Source organism: Streptomyces corynorhini, from assembly GCF_003346515.1.
GTDB classification, from domain to species: domain Bacteria; phylum Actinomycetota; class Actinomycetes; order Streptomycetales; family Streptomycetaceae; genus Streptomyces; species Streptomyces corynorhini.
Genome location: NZ_QQNA01000036.1, coordinates 12,744 through 29,406 on the forward strand (window position 1 = coordinate 12,744; position 16,663 = coordinate 29,406).

Here is a 16,663-nt window from a genome sequence, read left to right on the forward strand (position 1 = left end):
CGAAAGGCTTCCGGACCTGGTGTACCGCTCGAATCAGCTCACCGGCTCGACACGGAGATCCACGGAGAGCGTCCCGGAGAAGCTGACGGTGAGGATGCGATGAGTGCGATTGCCCAGGTATGACCGGTCCATCGGAGCGTACTTCGCTTCACGCCCCACTCCCCAGTCGATGACGAACCTCAGGTTTCCGCGGGTCACGGTGAGCCCTCGGGTGACGGTGATCGTCTCCTGTCCGTACGGCGCCGGCGTGCCGTTCGCGAAGGCCACGTGATCTCCGGTGCCGATGATGAGAGGGATGCGTTCGCGGGAGGCTCCCGGTGTGGTCAGCACCCGCCTGATTCCATCGGCGCGATGCGTCACGTCCGTTGTCACCGCGCCGTCCTCGGTCACGTACCTCGTGGTGAACACGCCCGTGTATCCGGTCAGCGCGTCCGCCGGGATGGCGGCGCCGGACGGCGTCGATCCGGCATGGTGCGTCGCGTTCACCGGGCCACGTGAGGAGGCGGTGCCCACGGTGTCGGCGACGGTCGTCCAGTCGTCAGGGCCCGTGCTGTTGACGGTGAGGGCGAGCATGCCCGCGACGGGGTGCCAGAACGCGTTCGTCCCCATCCGCTGCAGCGAGTTCTGCCGTACGCCGTAGAGACCGGCGGTGTAGTAGCCGGGGCGGCGGACGAACACGTACTGCTGGTCGAGGGTGCCCTTGCGGAGTTCGGTGAACGTGGACTCGCGCAGATAGCGCAGCGCGGCGACCCGCGCGTCGCGCTGGGCTCCGGGGATCCCGGGCGGGGCCTGCGGGACGTGCATGTGCAGCCGCGGCGACGAGTCCTGCTTCTGCCGGGGGGAGACCGGCGCCGTGGAGGCGCTCCAGGCGTCGCGCGCCTGTGTCTTCTCCTCCGCGCTGGCGAAGAACGCGCCCAGCGCGGGCACATGGGGCACCAGGGTCCGCGCGAGCGCGCTGCGGTCCAGGTCGTCCACCGGGGTGGTGACGAACGTCGCGACGATGTTGCGCGCGCTCGTCCCGGAGAGGATGAAGCCCTCGTCGCGGCCGGGTTCCATGACGACGATGTAGCCGAACCAGGCGGCGAACCGCTCGGCCAGCTGGATGATCGCCGGGTCCGGCAGCCGCTTGTACAGCGCGCCGAGATCGGGGAGCATCACGTCGAAGTTGTACCCGGCGTCCGGTGCGACGGGCTCGTGGAAGAACCCGGCGGGCGCCTGTCCGTCCTTGAGGATGATCTGCAGCCGGTTCGGTACGGAGGCGCTGACGGCCGGTTCGCCGAGGATGTGCGCCGCTTCGACCACGCCGGAGAGCCCCGCGACGACCTGGTTGGCGTACTGGACCGGGCGGTTCCAGTGCGGACGTGAGGTGTCGACGAGCCACGCGGAGCTGGCGCGGATGGCGTCGCGGATCCGGAGCCGTCGGTCGTACAGCTCACCGGCCGCGCGGAGGTCCCGGAGGACGGCGGCGAGCGCGACGGTGCCGAACCCGGTCGGGGAGAGGTGATGCTCGGTCGGCGCGTACTCCGGGTACGATCCGTCGGCGTGCTGCAGGGAGAGGTAGTGGCCGAGGGCGGCGTCCAGGCGCGCGAGGAGCGCGGGGTCGCGGTAGTACGGGTTCCACGGCCGGTCGTTGGCATAGAACCACGAGAGGGTGGCGACGTGCTCCATGATCCGGGAGTTGTACGGCTGGTTGGGCGTGCGCTGCCAGCCGTCCTCCATCCACCCGTAGTTCGGCGCGACGTCCCGGACGCTGTTGGCGAGCGGAGCGACGATCATCAAGTACGCGGCCAGTACCTGCTCGTTGGGCGCGAACCGGGTCCGCACCGGCTGCCCGGCCGGGAGCGGGGCGACGAGCGGCAGCACGGTGCCGTCCGAGGTCGCCAGCGCGGGCGCCGCTCCCGCGCTCCCTATGCCGAGCACCGCCGCCGCGGTGCCGACGCCGACCAGGAAGTTCCGTCGGCTGAGCGCCGGCAGCATCGGTGGGCGTGTCTGATCCTCATGCGTCATCTCGACTCCTTCGTCGTGCGACCGGGGCGATGAGGTCAGCGGCGGCGTCCGGTCCGCGTCGTCGCTGTGGTGGGGCGTCGGTGTGGTGGGGCGTCGGTGTGGTGGGGCGTCGCTGTGGTGGGGCGGCTCAGCCCTTGAGCCCCGTCTGGGCGAGGCCCTGGACGAACTGCTTCTGCGCGATGAGGAACACCACGAGGATCGGGACGACGGTCAGCGACGCCGCGCCGAGCTGCGTGTTCCACATCTGCTCGCCGTAGAAGTCCTGATAGCGCGTGATCGCGAGCCCGAGCGTGAAGTTCTCGGGGGTCCGCAGGAAGATGAGCGCCTCGAAGTACATGTTGAACGAGCGCAGGAACGCCATGATCCCGACCGCCGCGATCGCCGGCGTCGCCAGCGGGAGGGCGATCCGGAAGAACACCCCGGCACGTGTCACGCCGTCCAGCCGCGCGGCCTCCTCGTACTCCTTCGGGAAGCTGAGGAAGTGCTGCCGGAAGATGAACACGGAGACGACCGCCGTGGGCCCGAAGATCGGCAGGATGATGAGCGGCCAGTGCGTGTTGGTGAGCCCCATCGCCTTGACCGCCGTGAAGATCGGGATGATCGTCACCTCGGTCGGCACCATCATCGCCGCGAGCATGAGCGTGAACACCGCGTTGCGCAAAGGGAAGCGGATACGGGCGAAGGCGTAGCCCGCCATCGCCGACAGCAGGATCGACGCCACGGTGACGACCACCGCGATGTACATCGAGTTGCCGTACTGCCGCAGGAACGGCTGCGCGGTGAACACCTGGGCGATTCCGTCCAGCGTCCATTCCTTGGGCAGCAGGGTAGGAGGCTGGAGGAAGATCTCGTTCGCCGGCTTGAACGACGAGAAGAACATCCACAGCGTCGGATAGAGGAACGGGATGGACGCGGCCACGAGCAGCACGTACAGCGTGACGGTCGTCACCCGTGAGCGGGCGCGTGCCGCGCTCGACGCATCAGACCTCATCGTGTACCCACTTCCGGCGGGTGGTCCACTGCAGCATCGTCAGCGCCAGGATGATGGCGAAGAGCACGACGCCGATGGCGCTGGCGTATCCGAACTGCTGGCTGACGAACGCCGTGCGGTAGAGGAAGAACGGCAGGACGTTCGTGGCGTTCCCCGGCCCGCCGTCGGTGAGCAGCTGCACGGGCGCGAACACCTCAAGCGAGCCGATGGTGGTGAGGATCCCGGTGAGGAGGATGGTCGGCGCGATCATCGGGACCGTGATCGACCAGAACGATCTCCACGGCGACGCGCCGTCCAGCTGCGCGGCCTCCCGGATCTCCTCCGGGACGCTCTGGAGCGCGGCGAGGAAGAGCACCATGTTCATGCCGACGCCCTTGAACACCTGCACGACGACGAGGGAGAGGAGCGCGGTCGAGGAGTCGGCGAGCCAGCTGGTCCCGTCGATGCCGAGGAGCTGGAGCGCGCCGTTGATGCCTCCGTCGGGCGCGAGGAGGAAGCCCCAGGTCACGGACCAGGCGACCACGGACACCACGACGGGTGAGAAGAAGATCGTGCGGAACGCGGTGATGCCCCTCATCCGCCGGTTGAGGAGGACGGCGAGGCTGATGGCGATCACGAGGTTCAGCACGAGGACGCCCACGCTGAAGAGCAGACTCGCGACGACCGACGCGGAGAAGGTCGGATCAGCGAAGAGGCGGGAGTAGTTGTCGAGTCCGGTGAACTCCCTCTCCCCGGTGAGGGGCCGCCACTCGTTGAAGCTGTACCAGATGACGAAGAGGAAGGGGACGACGCCGAGGATGATGACGCCGAGGACCTGGGGCGCGACGAAGGCCACACCGAGCCAGCGGCCCCGGTCAGGACGGGGGCGCGGCTTCGGCACGACTCTTCGGTCGTTCGCCGCGGAGGTGTGTGCGGTCACTGGGGTCAGCCCTTGAGCGTCGGCGAGATCTGTTCGCATATGCCGGTGACGGCGGCTTTCACGTCGCCTCCCGACCACACCGAGTCGAGGCCCGCGCGGACCTTGTCGGAGAACTGCGAGAGCACCGGGTGCTGCGGCTTCACCGACGCTTCGGGGACCACGTCGATGATCGCCGACTGGATCGCCTCGGGCGAGAGCTTCGGCGCGGCCTGGGAGAGCGTCTTCACGTTGAGGAGCGACTTACGGGGCGGCGGGAAGAACTGCGCGAGGAGTTCGGCGTTGGTGGGGTTCGTCAGGTGGGCGAGGAACGCGGCCGCCTGCTCCTTGTGGCCGCCGCGTTCGAGCACGCTCACCCCCGCCTGTCCGACGATGGGGTGGTAGCCCTTCGGCCCTGCCGGGAGGGGGAGGAACGACCACGTGAAGCTGGAGTCGAGGCTCCCCGACTGACTGAGCTGCGCGACGCTGAAGGCCACGTCGCCGCTCGCGAACGCCGCGGGCTCCGCTTTTCCGGAGATGGCGGGGATGGCGCCGCGGCTCATCTGTTTCTGGTACCAGGTGAGGTAGTCGATCATCTCCGGTGACGTGAACGCGCACGTCGAGCCGTCCTCGGACCACGGGGCGGCACCCCATGCGCTGCCGAGCATGGTCACCGCGCTCCAGTTCGTGGGGTTGAACGTCGGGACGTTCAACCCCACGGCCTTGGTCTTGCTGTTCGTCGCCGCGGCGATGTCGGCGATCGTCTTCCACGTGTAGTCCGGGGTCCCGACCAGTGCTGCCACATCGGGCTGGCCGGCGGCCTTCAGGAGGTCTTCGTTGACGTAGAGGGCGAACGGCGAGTTGGAGAACGGGTACGCGTAGACGCCGCCCTTCTCGTCCTGCCACGGAGCGAGCGCGGCGGGGAGGATGTCGTCGAGGTCGTAGCCGTCGGCGCCCTTCAGCGTGGAGCCAACGTCGTGCAGGACGCCCGCGTCGACGAACTCGGGGCCGCTCGCCTCGGGGATCCAGGCCAGGTCGGGAACGTCGCCACCGGCGATCTGCGTCGTCAGCCCGGCGATGTAGTCCGGGTTCGTGACGGGCTCGAACGTGATCGACGCGACCTCGTCACGGTGCTCCGCGACATAGGCGTCGCCGACCTTCTTCAGCAACGCCAGGTGATCCTTGTTGGACGACCAGAGCGCCATCTTCAGGTCGGCCGGACCTGACTCGCCGGTGTCGCCGCCGCCGCATGCGCTGAGGCACAGGGCCAGAACTCCGGTGAGCGCGATGGCGGCTCTTCGGGATCGGGTAGCTCGCATGAAGTACTCCTTCGTACTCATTCCGCGCCGTAGCGCTCCGCGGAAAGTAAAGTACCAGCGCTACCGAGAAAATCAAGCCATATTTTCGAGAACTTGTGGAACCGCTGTCGAGTCCCGCACGATCAGCTCGGTCGCAAGATCGGTGTGATAGACGGGAGGCGCTCCGCCGAGCAGCAGCTTGTGCGCGACGTCCACCGCGTACGACCCCATCGCCTCCGACGGCTGCCTGATGGTCGTCAGCCGCGGCGCCGTCATCCGCGCGACGGGTTGATCGTCGAACCCGATGACGCTGAGGTCGCGCGGGACGGACATCCCTGCACGTCGCGCGGCTTCCAGCACTCCGGCCGCCTGCGCGTCACTCGCCGCGAAGATCGCCGTGACCCGGTCAGGCCGGTCCAGGAGGGACTCCGCGGCCCGCAGCCCCGATTCGTACGTGAAATCCCCCTCCTCGACGATGTCGGCGCCGGGCTGGATCCCCGCGGAGGCGAGCGCGGCCAGGTGGCCGTGCTTGCGCGCGATCGACGCCTGTGTGTCGGACACGCCGCCGAGAAAACCGATGCGCCGGTGCCCGAGCGACAGCAGGTGCTGGGTGGCCGCCATGCCGCCCGCGAAGTTCGTCGCGCCGACGGAGTACGAGTCGCTGTCGGGCAACCGGTAGGTGTCGACCTCGACGAGCGGGACCCCGTTCTTGGCGAGCTTCGCCCGCTCCTCCGTCCTCAGCCGGGATTTCACCGCGATCACGGCCACCGGCCCGTTCCGCTTCGTCCGCTCGATCCACCCCGCGGCCGGCGCTCCGTCGGGAAGGTCGAGAAGGACCAGCTCAAGCCCGGTCTCGTGGGCCGCGCGCATGGTGCCGCGCAGGATCTCCACGGTCAGCGGCGACGACATGCTCGAACTCGCGAGCACGACCACCACCGTCGCCAGATCGCGCCGGGAGCGCTGTTTCGGCGACAGGTACTGCTTGTCGCGCAACACGGACTCCACCCGCACACGGGTGTCGTCGGCGACGTCCGGCGCCCCGTTCACGACCTTCGAGACGGTGGAGACCGAAACACCCGCCTCGCCCGCCACCTCGGCGAGCGACGGTCGACGCTCCTTGTCACGCATGAGTATCCCTTCGATCACTTCGAGTCCTGGAAGTCTACGGCGAACGGCGTCGCCTTGAGAGATTTCACTTCAGTATGATCGGGAAACTTACCGAGAGTTCTCGGGAAAGAAAGGTGTTCTCCCGTGACAGGACAGCAAGCAGACCTTCTCATCGTCGGCGGCGGCGTCGGCGGCGTCTCCGCCGCCCTCGCGGCTCTGCGCCGCGGCAGATCGGTGCTCATGACCGAGCGGACACCGTGGCTGGGCGGACAGCTGACGGCCCAACTGGTGCCCAGCGACGAGCACCGACGCATCGAGACGACCGGCCGCAACCGCAGCTACGCCCAGTTCCGCGAACTCGTCCGCGAGCACTACCGCACCTACTACCCGCTCACCGCGGCCGCGAGAACCGACCAGCACCTCAACCCCGGCGCGGCGTGGGTCAGTCCGCTCAGCGTCGAGCCGAAGGTCATCCTCGCGGTGATCCACAGCATGCTGCGCCCGTACGAGGCGTCCGGACGGCTCACACTCATGCTGGAGACGTCCCCCGTCGCCGTCCACACCGACGGCGACCGCGTCACCGCGGTGACGGTGCGCGACCGCGCGGGGGAGGCGCACGACCTCCGCGCGCCGTTCGTGCTGGACGCGACCGAGCTGGGCGACCTCCTGGAACTCGGTGGAGTCGAGTTCGTCACCGGCCGCGAGTCCCGCGGCGAGACCGGTGAGCCCGGCGCGCCCGAGACCGCTGATCCCCTCGACATGCAGAGCGTCACCTGGTGCTTCGCGGTCGAGCACCTCGCCGGCCAGGACCACACCATCGACCGGCCCGACGACTACGGCTTCTTCCGCGAGTGGCGACCGCCGCAGCTCGACGGCGAGAAGATACTCGGGTTCCGCCGTGCCGCCCACGACGGATCGATCTCCAGGGAGTACACGCTGCGCGTGAACGACGACGACGACCCGTTCGCCATCGACGTGGACCACCGCAACATGGGCGGAGCCCCCGAGCTGTGGAACTACCGCCGCGTCGCGGCGCGGCGCCAGTTCGAGGACGGCGCGTACGAGAGTGACATCGTCATCGTGAACTGGCCGATGAACGACTACGCCGGCGGTACGGTGTTCGGCAGCGACGACGCGGCGGTCCACTGGGACCGGTCGAAGGCGCTGAGCCGGTCGCTGCTCTACTGGCTGCAGACGGAGGCTCCGCGACCCGACGGCGGCGTCGGCTGGCCAGGACTGCGCCTCGCGCCGCGCGTCACCGGGACGTCGGACGGGTTCGCCATGACGCCGTACTTCCGGGAGTCACGCCGCATCCGAGCGGAGCGCACGATCCTCGAACAGGACTTCGACCGGGATCTCCGCGACGGCCGGGGCGCCGAGCGCTACCCGGACACCGTGGGCGTCGGTCACTACTACTGGATCGACCGGCACGCCACGACCGGGGGCAGCGCGGGTGGCGGCGGCCTGCCGGAGCCCTTCGAGATCCCGCTCGGTGCCCTCCTGCCGCAGCGCGTACGGAACCTTCTCCCCGCCGCGAAGAACATCGGCACCACGCACATCTCGAACGGCAGTTACCGGCTGCAGCCCGTCGAGTGGTCCATCGGCGAGGCCGTGGGAGCCCTCGCCTCGTACTGCCTCGACCACGGCCTGGAGCCGTCCGCGGTGCGCTCCGACGCGCACCGGCTCGGCGACTTCCAGCGCGACCTCGAACGCGGAGGCGCGCAGCTGCGGTGGGATCCCGCGCTCCGCTGGTAGCGCGCCGCGAAGGTCAGACCTCGACCGGCGCACGACCGGTCGAGGCTCTGCACCGCAACGTCGGGGTCGCGTCCTGATGAGTGGACGGGGCCGCACCGTCGATGACGTCGAGAAGCCGGCGCGCGGCATGGGCGCCGAGGGCGACGACATCGTGGCCGAGCGCCGTCAGCCCCGGTGTCACGAGACGGCAGAGCAGCGAGTCGTCCCACGCGATGATGGAGACGTCGCCGGGGACCGCGAGACCCAGTTCGTGTGCGGTGGTCAGCGCCACGACCGCCATGACGTCGTTGTCGAACAGCAGACCCGTCGGCGCCCGGGGCGACGACAGCACGGTACGCGCGGCCGCCGCACCGGAATCCTGCGAGAGGTCGGTGCGCACGATGTCGTGTTCGAGGCCCGCGGCGCGGGCGGCCTGCTCGAACGCGTCGTCGCGGATGGCCGTGTACGCATAGCGGCGGGGGGCCGCGACACGGGTGACGCGTCGATGGCCGAGGGCCGCGAGATGCTCGACTGCCTGCCGCGTCGCCTCGGCGTCGTTCGTCCACACCGTCGTCAGTCCGGCCGCGACGCTCGGGTCGCCGACGACGACCGCGGGCAGGCCGGCCTGCGACACGACGGAGATACGGGGATCATCCGGGAGCAGATCGGTGAGCAGGACGCCGTCGACACGACGCGACATGTGCCAGCGCCGGATCGCGTCGGCCTCGGCGCCCGCGTCGGGCACGACCTCCAGCAGGAGTCCCATCGAACGAGACGCGAGCGTCGCCTCCACCCCGGCGATGAACTGCATGTAGAACGGCTCGACGGAGAGATCACGAGGGTCCTTGGCGAGCACCAGACCGATCGTGTCCGCGCCCGCGCCCGCCAGCGTGCGGGCGGCGCTCGCCGGCGACCAGCCGAGCCGGGCCGCCACTTCGAGAACCCGTTCGCGCGTGGCCGACGACACACCGGACCGGCCGTTGAGAGCATAGGAGACGCTCGCGGTCGACGTCCGCGCCTCGCGCGCGACGTCCGCGATGGTGACCCGCCGGGTCTGTGGAGCGCTCGTCATCACCGATGCCAGCTCCCGTCAGTCGGAACCGATGATATCCCTCAGCGAGGCGACGACGAAGGCCGCCTGTGGCGAGGCGGCGTCGAGCGGCTCCGGCGCGCGGACCCGGAAGATCTCCGTCTCCCCGGGCAGCACGGTGGTGAAGCCACGGTCGACCGTCGCCCCGGGATGGATCCGGTCCGGCTGGACGAGCACATCGCGCGCGAGGTGACGCGAGCGGACACCGATGTCCAGCCCGCCCGTGACGGCGGTGACCGTGACCTCCAGCGGCGTTCCGCCGAGCCGCGCGTCCCCCGGCGCGGCGAAGTGCCAGAAGGCCCGCGCGTCGTCGACCGTCGCGAGGAGGAACTCGGCGCCCGGATCCGGCGACTCGGCGACAGCCGACGGCAGCGGGACGCGCGTCACCGAACGCGGCGGAACCGAGAGCGCGTACGACCGCTCCGCGACGGGCTCGCCGTCGAGACGCCGCCGGGCGAGGTGCGCCGTCGTGTCCCACGCCTCGTCGTCGTCGTTGACGACGCACAGCTGTGACGCGCCGTCACACGGCTCGATGGACACGACCCGCGGCGCGTACATGTCGCGCAGGGCGAAGTAGAGCGGCTTGCGGCGTCCGGCGCTGTCGATCGCCGACCACGAGGTGACGGGCCAGAGGTCGTTGAGCTGCCACACGATGGTGCCCGTGGTCCGCGGCCAGCTCGCGCGCCAGTGCAGCACGCCGGTGCGGACCGCCTCGACCTGCATCCACTGCGTCTGCAGGTGCCACCGGTCGAAGTCCTCCGTCGGCGGGAGGTGCCGGGCGAGGTTGCGCGCGAGCTTCGCGTGCCCGTCGATGGCCTTCTGATGGTGGCGCACGTTCTCGGCGTCGACACGCAGCTCACGGTTGGTGATCGCGTCCCGGAGCGTTCGCCAGGCCGCCGCGCCCTGCCAGCCGAACTCGGACACGAAGCGCGGAGAGCTGTCCCGGTAGACCGCGTAGTCGTCCTCGTTCCAGGCGTCCCAGGAGTGGAACGTCTGGTGGTCGGTGTCGTTCGGCTCGTACGCCCAACTGCCCGACCAGGGGCTCCCCTCCGTGTAGGGGCGGGTGGGGTCGAGTTCACGGACGAGGTCCGGGAGCCATTCGAGGTAGTACCGCTCGCCCCAGGTCAGCTCACCTCCCGGCTGCGCCGCCCAGTCCTTGTCGAGGCGCATCCAGAGGTTCTCGTTGTTCCCGTTCCAGAGGGCGAGGCTGGGATGGGAGCTGAGCCGCACGATGTTCTCGCGGGCCTCGGCGAGCACCTCGGAGCGGATCGGCTCCTCCTCGGGGTAGGCGGCGCACGCGAAGAGGAAGTCCTGCCACACGAGCAGGCCCAACTCGTCGCACGCCGCGTAGAACGCGTCGCTCTCGTAGACCCCTCCGCCCCATACGCGGACGAGGTTGACGTTCGCGTCGGCGGCCTGCTCCAGACGGGTCCGGACGCGCTCGGCGGTGACCGCCCCGGGGAAGACGCTCTCGGGGATCCAGTTCACGCCCTTGACGAACAGGGGGCGTTCGTTCACCGTCACGACGAACGGGGTGCCGTGGGTGTCGGGCTCCCGGTCGACGGCGACGGTCCGGAAGCCGACCCGTGTGCGGTGCTCGTCGAGCCGCTCCTTCCCGGACCGGAGCGAGACCTCGACCGGATACAGGTGTGGTGCGCCGAGCCCTCGCGGGTACCACCGCCGTACGCCGGGAACGGCGACGACGACGGTCGCGGAGTCCTCGCCCGGCTGGACCTCGGCGTGGACGGCCTGCCCGGCGATCTCGACCTCCAGGTGCAACGGGAGTGCCGCCCCCGAGACCGTTCGCTCGATGTCGATGTGGGCGGTGAGGATGCCGGTGTCCTTGAACACGTCGACCAGGGGACGGACCGCGGCGATCCGCGCCGTGCTCCACGTCTCCACCGTGACGTCACGCCACAGCCCGCACCCCGGGAGGGTCGGTCCCCAGTCCCAGCCGAAGCCGCTCGCCATCTTCCGGATGAACGCGAAGGGCTGCGGATAGGCGCTGGGCCGCGCTCCGAGCGCGCGCTCCCACTGCTCCGCCTCGGTGTACGCGGACGTGAACCGGACATCGACGGCGTTCGTCTCGGCCGCGACCGCTGTGATGTCGAACCGGTAGGAACGGTGCATGTTCCGGGTGCTTCCGACCGTCCGCCCGTTGACCGCGACGGACGCGACGGTGTCGACACCGTCGAGGACGAGGTCGATCCGCTCCGCGCCGACGGCGGCGGCGAACGTACGGCTGAGTCCCCAGTCGCACCTCGACACCCACGAGACGTCGTCCTCGTTCTGGTCGACGAAGGGATCGGGAATGAGGCCCGCTGCCAGCAGGTCGAGGTGGATCGCCCCCGGAACCCGCGCGTCGATGGCCCGGCCGACGAGCGGGACGGCCGCTTCCGGCACCGGAGTCAGGCCGTCGGCAACGACTGTCCACGTCCAACGTCCTGCCAGGTCCAACGTCGTGCGCATGCGGACTCCTCCTCGCCGGGTCACAGGGGATTCCAGCGTAGCCTAAGCGCTTAAGGTCAATCGGGACAGGCCCCGGCCGCTCCCCCCGCGCCGCCGCGTCCGGGCGCGTGCGGCATCCACGAGCCCGCCAGCCCACCGGCCGCCCAGCGAGGTCCCGCAACCCTGCGGCGGTGGCTGCGACAGGAAAGCCCCCGGGCCATTGACCTGAGGGCTTGGTGTGGAGCGGGTGACGAGGATCGAACTCGCGCTCTGAGCTGGGGAATCACCCAGTACCGCGCAGGCTTGGCCGCCTCCGGCCTGGGAAACGCGGCCCTGGGAGCGTGCCGCAGTGGCTTCGTTCGGGCCCGGCTTTCCGCTGTTCACCGTCCTGACGGGCACGTAGTGACACGCGCATCCCCGGGTGGTCGGCGGAGACGCCGGTGGTCGGCCGAGAGCTGAGTGGGGGCCGCCTCGTTCGGTACGGTCGCAGACCCCGGTACGGCAGCGGGCCCGGACCGTGCGTCGAGGCCCTGGCCCTGCCCGTACGGTGCGGCCCTGCGACAGTGGTGCGTCGGCTCTGTGCGGTGCCGTCGCCTGCTTGCCTGCTTGCCCGGCGCCCTCGGCTGCCCCTGCCTCTCGCTGCGAGGTCAGTCACGTCCAGCGTCCGGCCACCTACGGCAGGAACCCTCGTACCGCTCGGCAGGAGCATCCCGGATGCCGAGGGGCTCACTGGCCTTCAGCGCGTGACAATCCCCGGGGCGGGCGCCCGGCCGGGCCGCGGGACGACCGGCCCGAGGCCCGCGCTGGTAAGGTTGGGGCACGCTTGCGGAGAGCCTGGGCCCGTGCCGGACAAGGCACGGGCCCAGGTCCGTTCAGGGCGCCGAAACGAGGAACCCCCAATGAAGGCGAAACAGTCGTCCTCCGGTCGCTCCGGACCCGGCGGACCCAGCGGACCCGACGGACCCGGCGGACCCGGCGGACCCGACCAGGGGAGGGCCCTGCGAGGCGAGGTCTCGGTGCCGGGGACACGGGAGCCTGGCCTCCCACCGGCCGGCTCCTTCGCGGAGCTGGAACTGCCGGTCGAGCTGATGGGGGTGCTGGCGGGGCTCGGGATACGGGAGCCATTCCCGATCCAGGCGGCCACCCTGCCGAGTGCGCTGGCCGGCCGTGATGTCCTCGGCCGCGCGCGGACCGGCTCGGGGAAGACCCTCGCCTTCGGGCTTGCGCTCCTCGCGCGTACGGCGGGTCGGCGCGCCGACCCGAAGCGCCCTCTCGCACTGGTTCTGGTGCCGACAAGGGAACTCGCGCAACAGGTGAGCGAGGCACTGGCTCCCTACGCGGAGGCCCTCGGGCTACGCTCGGTGACTGTCGTCGGCGGGCTGGCGATCAGTCGGCAGGTGGCGGCGCTCCGGGCGGGTGCCGAGGTGGTGGTGGCGACGCCGGGACGGCTGGCCGATCTCGTCGCCCGGCGGGACTGTCACCTGGACCGGGTGCGGATCGCGGTGCTCGACGAGGCGGACCAGATGTGCGACCTGGGTTTCCTGCCGCAGGTCTCGGAGGCCCTGGACCGGACGCCCCCCGGCGGGCAGCGGATGCTGTTCTCCGCGACGCTCGACCGCAACGTCGATCAGCTGGTCAGGCAATATCTGAGTGAGCCGGTGTTCGCCGCGGTCGATCGGGCGGAGGGCTCGGTCGCGACGATGGAGCACCACGTACTGAACGTCCATCCCGCCGACAAGTACGTGACAGCCACCGAGATCGCGGCTCGGGACGGGCGGGTGCTGATGTTCCTGGACACCAAGCACGGTGTGGACCAGTTCACCCGCCACTTGCGGAGCAGCGGCATAAAGGCGGGTGCGCTGCACAGTGGGAAGTCGCAGCCGCAGCGCACGCACACGCTGGCCCAGTTCAAGGACGGGGAGATCACGGTGCTGGTGGCCACCAACGTCGCTGCCCGTGGCATCGACGTCGAGCACCTGGACCTTGTCGTCAACGTGGATCCGCCCTCCGACCCCAAGGACTACCTCCACCGCGGCGGGCGCACCGCGCGTGCCGGGGAGTCCGGCAGCGTGGTCACGCTGGTCACGCCCGGCCAGCGCCGGGACGTGAACCGGATGATGTCGGATGCCGGGATCCGGCCCACGGTCGCTCAGGTGCGCTCCGGCGAGGAGAGGCTGACCAGCATCACGGGCGCGAAGCGCCCGCCGGTGCAGGACGGGTCGAAGACCGGCAACGCGGCGTTCCGGGGGCTGGGCACCCGCGCGGGCCGCCCGCCGAAGGAATCCCGCAAGGCCGCGGAGGCACGCACGATGGCGGAGGCCCGCAAGGCCGCCCGAGCGCGCAGGGCCCGCTGACGGGCGGTACGGCCGTCGCGGTCGGGAGACACAAGGAGGCACGTACTGCCTCGCACCGGGTGGAGCGTCAAGGAGTGCCGATGACGAACAGAGTCCAACGGCCGCATGAGGAAGCCGAGTTCGAGTTCATCCTGGCGAGGGCGGATGTGCCGGTGCTCGCGTACTTCTACGGGGTGTGGCCCAAGGCCGCGGCAGCATGCAAGGAAATGGACGCCCTGGTGCGGGAGGCGGCCGACGTCTACCAGGGCCGACTGATCGCCGTACGGGCCGACATCGCACGGTGCCCCGGCCCCGTACGGCGGTACGGCGTCACGGGCGCACCTTCCTTCGTGCTGATCGATCGGGGCGAGGCGAGGGCGGCCGGGGGCGGCCCGATGTCCATGACAGCGCTCCAGGAATTCCTGGACGCCCACCTGTGAGCAGGCCGCACACCGGCCGGCGAGGCGGTGCCCGCAGCGACCGCCCGGGGCACCATCGTCACCCAGCTGGACGGCACGTAGAAGGACGACATTGTCCGAGCCCACCGGTCCTCGGCGAAGGCGGGCCATGATCTACCAGCACGCGACGCCCGCGTGCGCGTGGACGGGCCTGACGTGGCCGACGGCGGCCCACGTCGTGCGGATACGGTGCGCCGGACCTGACGCTGGATGGACCGATCGTCGTGGGGCCGAAACGACGTGACGTCAGCTCCCGAACCGCCGAACCGCCACATGGGATGCTCGGTGCTGTCCGCTCGGCGGTGGGCTGGTACGGCGATCAACAGCCGCGACGTTCAGTGATTTCGGAGCGGGCCGAAGGTATGGCGCACGTCCCGCCGAAGCGGATCTCCGGATTCAAGGACGCGCTCCAACGGAAACTCGGCAGGTCTCCCAGACTCGCGTCATTGCACCGATTGGCCGCCAGATGTGGTGCACAAGTGGCGCGCGGTCTTCGAATTGACTGAGAAAACAAACAACCCCCGGGGTGTTGACCGGGGGGCCGGTCATGGAGCGGGTGACGAGAATCGAACTCGCGCTCTGAGCTTGGGAATCAACGGCGCTCCGGAGCGCGACAGTGCCCTGACCAGGGATTACGTGTGTCCGCGAGGTGTACGGGAGCCGGTTGGATTGACCGCTTCTGACCCTCGTGTACCGCCCTGGAGGGCTGGGATGGGGCTGGGTCGCGGAGAGTAACTGCGAGGGCCGGTTCGAGTGCCCCTCAGTCGGTAGGGCGTGCGGCTTCGAGTGTGGGGCCACGGGGCGGTGTGCCCTCGCGAAGGAGCGGAGCGCTTCTGCTCGCTCGCGGTTCAGTCTCAACTCGAAGCAAGGGAGCGCGACCACCCTTGCCGGGCCGTCTGTGGGTGGATCCCGTGGCGGGCCTTACCTGGGACGCCGAGGTGTGAAGGCGTAGCCTGTGGTGTGGGGATGTCTCTGGCAAACAACATGCCCGTTTTTATTGCGTATGCCCTTTTCTCTGATCCTTGCTGAAACAAGCGTTGCCCCTTGATAAAAGTGCAGCTCACGGAGTCCGCTCCCCGCGCGTGCGGGGATGAGCCCAGCGTGCCAAAGATGAGTAATTGGGCTGAATTCCGCTCCCCGTGCGTGCGGGGATGAGCCCGTCATGTGGAGCATCTCCGCAGGTGAGGGGTGCCGCTCCCCGCGCGTGCGGGGATGAGCCCGTGCGCGGGAGGCCCCGGCGGGTCTCCTGATCCCGCTCCCCGCGCGTGCGGGGATGAGCCCGGCGAGTCCGTCGGCGACCCGATCTACATCGCCCGCTCCCCGCGCGTGCGGGGATGAGCCCAGCCGATCGAGACGCACACGTACGACAAGTCCCCGCTCCCCGCGCGTGCGGGGATGAGCCCGACATCCCCGAGAGAAGAGAACATCTCGATGACCGCTCCCCGCGCGTGCGGGGATGAGCCCAACCAGGGACCCGGGCGTGGCGCGGACTGGGACCGCTCCCCGCGCGTGCGGGGATGAGCCCAACCAGGGACCCGGGCGTGGCGCGGACTGGGACCGCTCCCCGCGCGTGCGGGGATGAGCCCATCCCGAGCTGGACCGCGAAGTACTACGGGAACCGCTCCCCGCGCGTGCGGGGATGAGCCCGCCAACGAAGCCCTCAATCAGCAAGCCGACGACCGCTCCCCGCGCGTGCGGGGATGAGCCCGTCAAGCGCAACCAAGTCTTGAGGCAGACCAACCGCTCCCCGCGCGTGCGGGGATGAGCCCAGCTACTCGCCCGGCGCCACCCCGGTCGACGACCGCTCCCTCGCGCCTGCGGGGATGGACCCGCGTCTCGGGTCGAGACGGTCCCGTACGGAGCGGGCAGCCGCACCCCCAGAGGTTGGCGCGATGATGGTCTCTACTGGTGGGGGTGGCGGCCCAGCAGGATACTCAGCAGAGTGGTCAATTCGCGCAGCACATCGGGGATTGCTGCCGAGTCGACGCGTTGAATCGTCACGACGGCGATGGTCGTGCAGCCGATGACGATGCAGAAGAGAACGGCCATGAAGGCGTTCATGGAATTAGCGTACAAGATCCCTCCACGATAAATTCGCATACGGACTGGTGTGCGGCAGGTGCAATCAAGAGGCGGGGATGGCTGAACCTGAAGTAATCGAGAGGCCCTCGTCCCCTGAGTGGAGGGAGTATGGCGCCTGTTGACGGGTTGAGTTCGGGATGTCATTGCTCGACGGTATCCGGTCGTGGCGGCACGCGGGGAGGTGACACGCGCGTGGTCGCATCACGCCTTCCATGTTGCT

Annotated in this window: 11 protein-coding genes and 1 CRISPR repeat array; of the genes, 3 read left to right on the plus strand and 8 right to left on the minus strand. The window is 69.7% G+C overall.

The window, feature by feature from the left end:
- Nucleotides 1-33: 33 nt before the first annotated feature.
- The 5 genes from DVH02_RS06630 to DVH02_RS06650 form a co-directional block, all read right to left on the minus strand.
- Nucleotides 34-2,007 carry a twin-arginine translocation signal domain-containing protein gene (locus DVH02_RS06630; protein WP_114622754.1) on the minus strand — a complete coding sequence of 658 codons (1,974 nt, stop codon included), beginning with the start codon at nucleotides 2,005-2,007 and terminating at the stop codon, nucleotides 34-36.
- A gap of 127 nt (nucleotides 2,008-2,134) precedes the next feature.
- Nucleotides 2,135-2,956, minus strand: a complete 822-nt coding sequence (locus DVH02_RS06635; RefSeq protein WP_233518073.1) for a carbohydrate ABC transporter permease — start codon at nucleotides 2,954-2,956, stop codon at nucleotides 2,135-2,137.
- Nucleotides 2,957-2,987: 31 nt separating this feature from the next.
- Nucleotides 2,988-3,878 carry a carbohydrate ABC transporter permease gene (locus tag DVH02_RS06640; RefSeq protein ID WP_233518074.1) on the minus strand — a complete coding sequence of 297 codons (891 nt, stop codon included), beginning with the start codon at nucleotides 3,876-3,878 and terminating at the stop codon, nucleotides 2,988-2,990.
- 44 nt (nucleotides 3,879-3,922) lie between these two features.
- A complete protein-coding gene (locus DVH02_RS06645) occupies nucleotides 3,923-5,212 on the minus strand; it encodes an ABC transporter substrate-binding protein (protein ID WP_158575845.1) in 1,290 nt (429 codons plus the stop codon).
- 72 nt (nucleotides 5,213-5,284) lie between these two features.
- On the minus strand, nucleotides 5,285-6,319 hold the full coding sequence (locus DVH02_RS06650) for a LacI family DNA-binding transcriptional regulator (RefSeq protein WP_147286015.1): 1,035 nt from the start codon (nucleotides 6,317-6,319) through the stop codon (nucleotides 5,285-5,287).
- Between the two features lie 123 nt (nucleotides 6,320-6,442).
- Between DVH02_RS06650 and DVH02_RS06655 the strand changes: the two genes are divergently transcribed.
- On the plus strand, nucleotides 6,443-8,053 hold the full coding sequence (locus tag DVH02_RS06655; RefSeq protein ID WP_114622759.1) for an FAD-dependent oxidoreductase: 1,611 nt from the start codon (nucleotides 6,443-6,445) through the stop codon (nucleotides 8,051-8,053).
- Between the two features lie 13 nt (nucleotides 8,054-8,066).
- Here DVH02_RS06655 and DVH02_RS06660 read toward each other — a convergent pair whose 3' ends face one another.
- Nucleotides 8,067-9,104, minus strand: a complete 1,038-nt coding sequence (locus DVH02_RS06660) for a LacI family DNA-binding transcriptional regulator (RefSeq protein ID WP_114622760.1) — start codon at nucleotides 9,102-9,104, stop codon at nucleotides 8,067-8,069.
- 18 nt (nucleotides 9,105-9,122) lie between these two features.
- Nucleotides 9,123-11,591 carry a glycoside hydrolase family 2 protein gene (locus tag DVH02_RS06665; protein WP_114622761.1) on the minus strand — a complete coding sequence of 823 codons (2,469 nt, stop codon included), beginning with the start codon at nucleotides 11,589-11,591 and terminating at the stop codon, nucleotides 9,123-9,125.
- An 878-nt stretch (nucleotides 11,592-12,469) separates the two neighbouring features.
- On the opposite strand from DVH02_RS06665, the gene DVH02_RS06670 reads away from it, so the two are divergent.
- Both DVH02_RS06670 and DVH02_RS06675 read left to right on the plus strand, forming a co-directional pair.
- Nucleotides 12,470-13,924, plus strand: a complete 1,455-nt coding sequence (locus DVH02_RS06670; RefSeq protein ID WP_114622762.1) for a DEAD/DEAH box helicase — start codon at nucleotides 12,470-12,472, stop codon at nucleotides 13,922-13,924.
- A gap of 80 nt (nucleotides 13,925-14,004) precedes the next feature.
- A complete protein-coding gene (locus DVH02_RS06675; RefSeq protein WP_114622763.1) occupies nucleotides 14,005-14,343 on the plus strand; it encodes a thioredoxin family protein in 339 nt (112 codons plus the stop codon).
- Between the two features lie 1,086 nt (nucleotides 14,344-15,429).
- Nucleotides 15,430-16,130: direct repeats of the CRISPR family, unit length 30 nt; unit sequence ACCGCTCCCCGCGCGTGCGGGGATGAGCCC.
- Nucleotides 16,131-16,263: 133 nt separating this feature from the next.
- On the opposite strand, the gene DVH02_RS35060 is transcribed toward DVH02_RS06675, so the two are convergent.
- Nucleotides 16,264-16,422, minus strand: a complete 159-nt coding sequence (locus DVH02_RS35060) for a hypothetical protein (protein ID WP_158575846.1) — start codon at nucleotides 16,420-16,422, stop codon at nucleotides 16,264-16,266.
- Nucleotides 16,423-16,663: the final 241 nt, after the last annotated feature.

What these genes read in the sequence shown, in the direction of transcription:
- DVH02_RS06630 (WP_114622754.1), bottom strand. Translation starts at nt 2,007, where the DNA reads ATGACGCATGAGGATCAGACACGCCCACCGATGCTGCCGGCGCTCAGC.
- DVH02_RS06645 (WP_158575845.1), bottom strand. Translation starts at nt 5,212, where the DNA reads ATGCGAGCTACCCGATCCCGAAGAGCCGCCATCGCGCTCACCGGAGTT.
- DVH02_RS06650 (WP_147286015.1), bottom strand. Translation starts at nt 6,319, where the DNA reads ATGCGTGACAAGGAGCGTCGACCGTCGCTCGCCGAGGTGGCGGGCGAG.
- DVH02_RS06660 (WP_114622760.1), bottom strand. Translation starts at nt 9,104, where the DNA reads ATGACGAGCGCTCCACAGACCCGGCGGGTCACCATCGCGGACGTCGCG.
- DVH02_RS06665 (WP_114622761.1), bottom strand. Translation starts at nt 11,591, where the DNA reads ATGCGCACGACGTTGGACCTGGCAGGACGTTGGACGTGGACAGTCGTT.
- DVH02_RS06670 (WP_114622762.1), top strand. Translation starts at nt 12,470, where the DNA reads ATGAAGGCGAAACAGTCGTCCTCCGGTCGCTCCGGACCCGGCGGACCC.
- DVH02_RS06675 (WP_114622763.1), top strand. Translation starts at nt 14,005, where the DNA reads ATGACGAACAGAGTCCAACGGCCGCATGAGGAAGCCGAGTTCGAGTTC.
- DVH02_RS35060 (WP_158575846.1), bottom strand. Translation starts at nt 16,422, where the DNA reads ATGAACGCCTTCATGGCCGTTCTCTTCTGCATCGTCATCGGCTGCACG.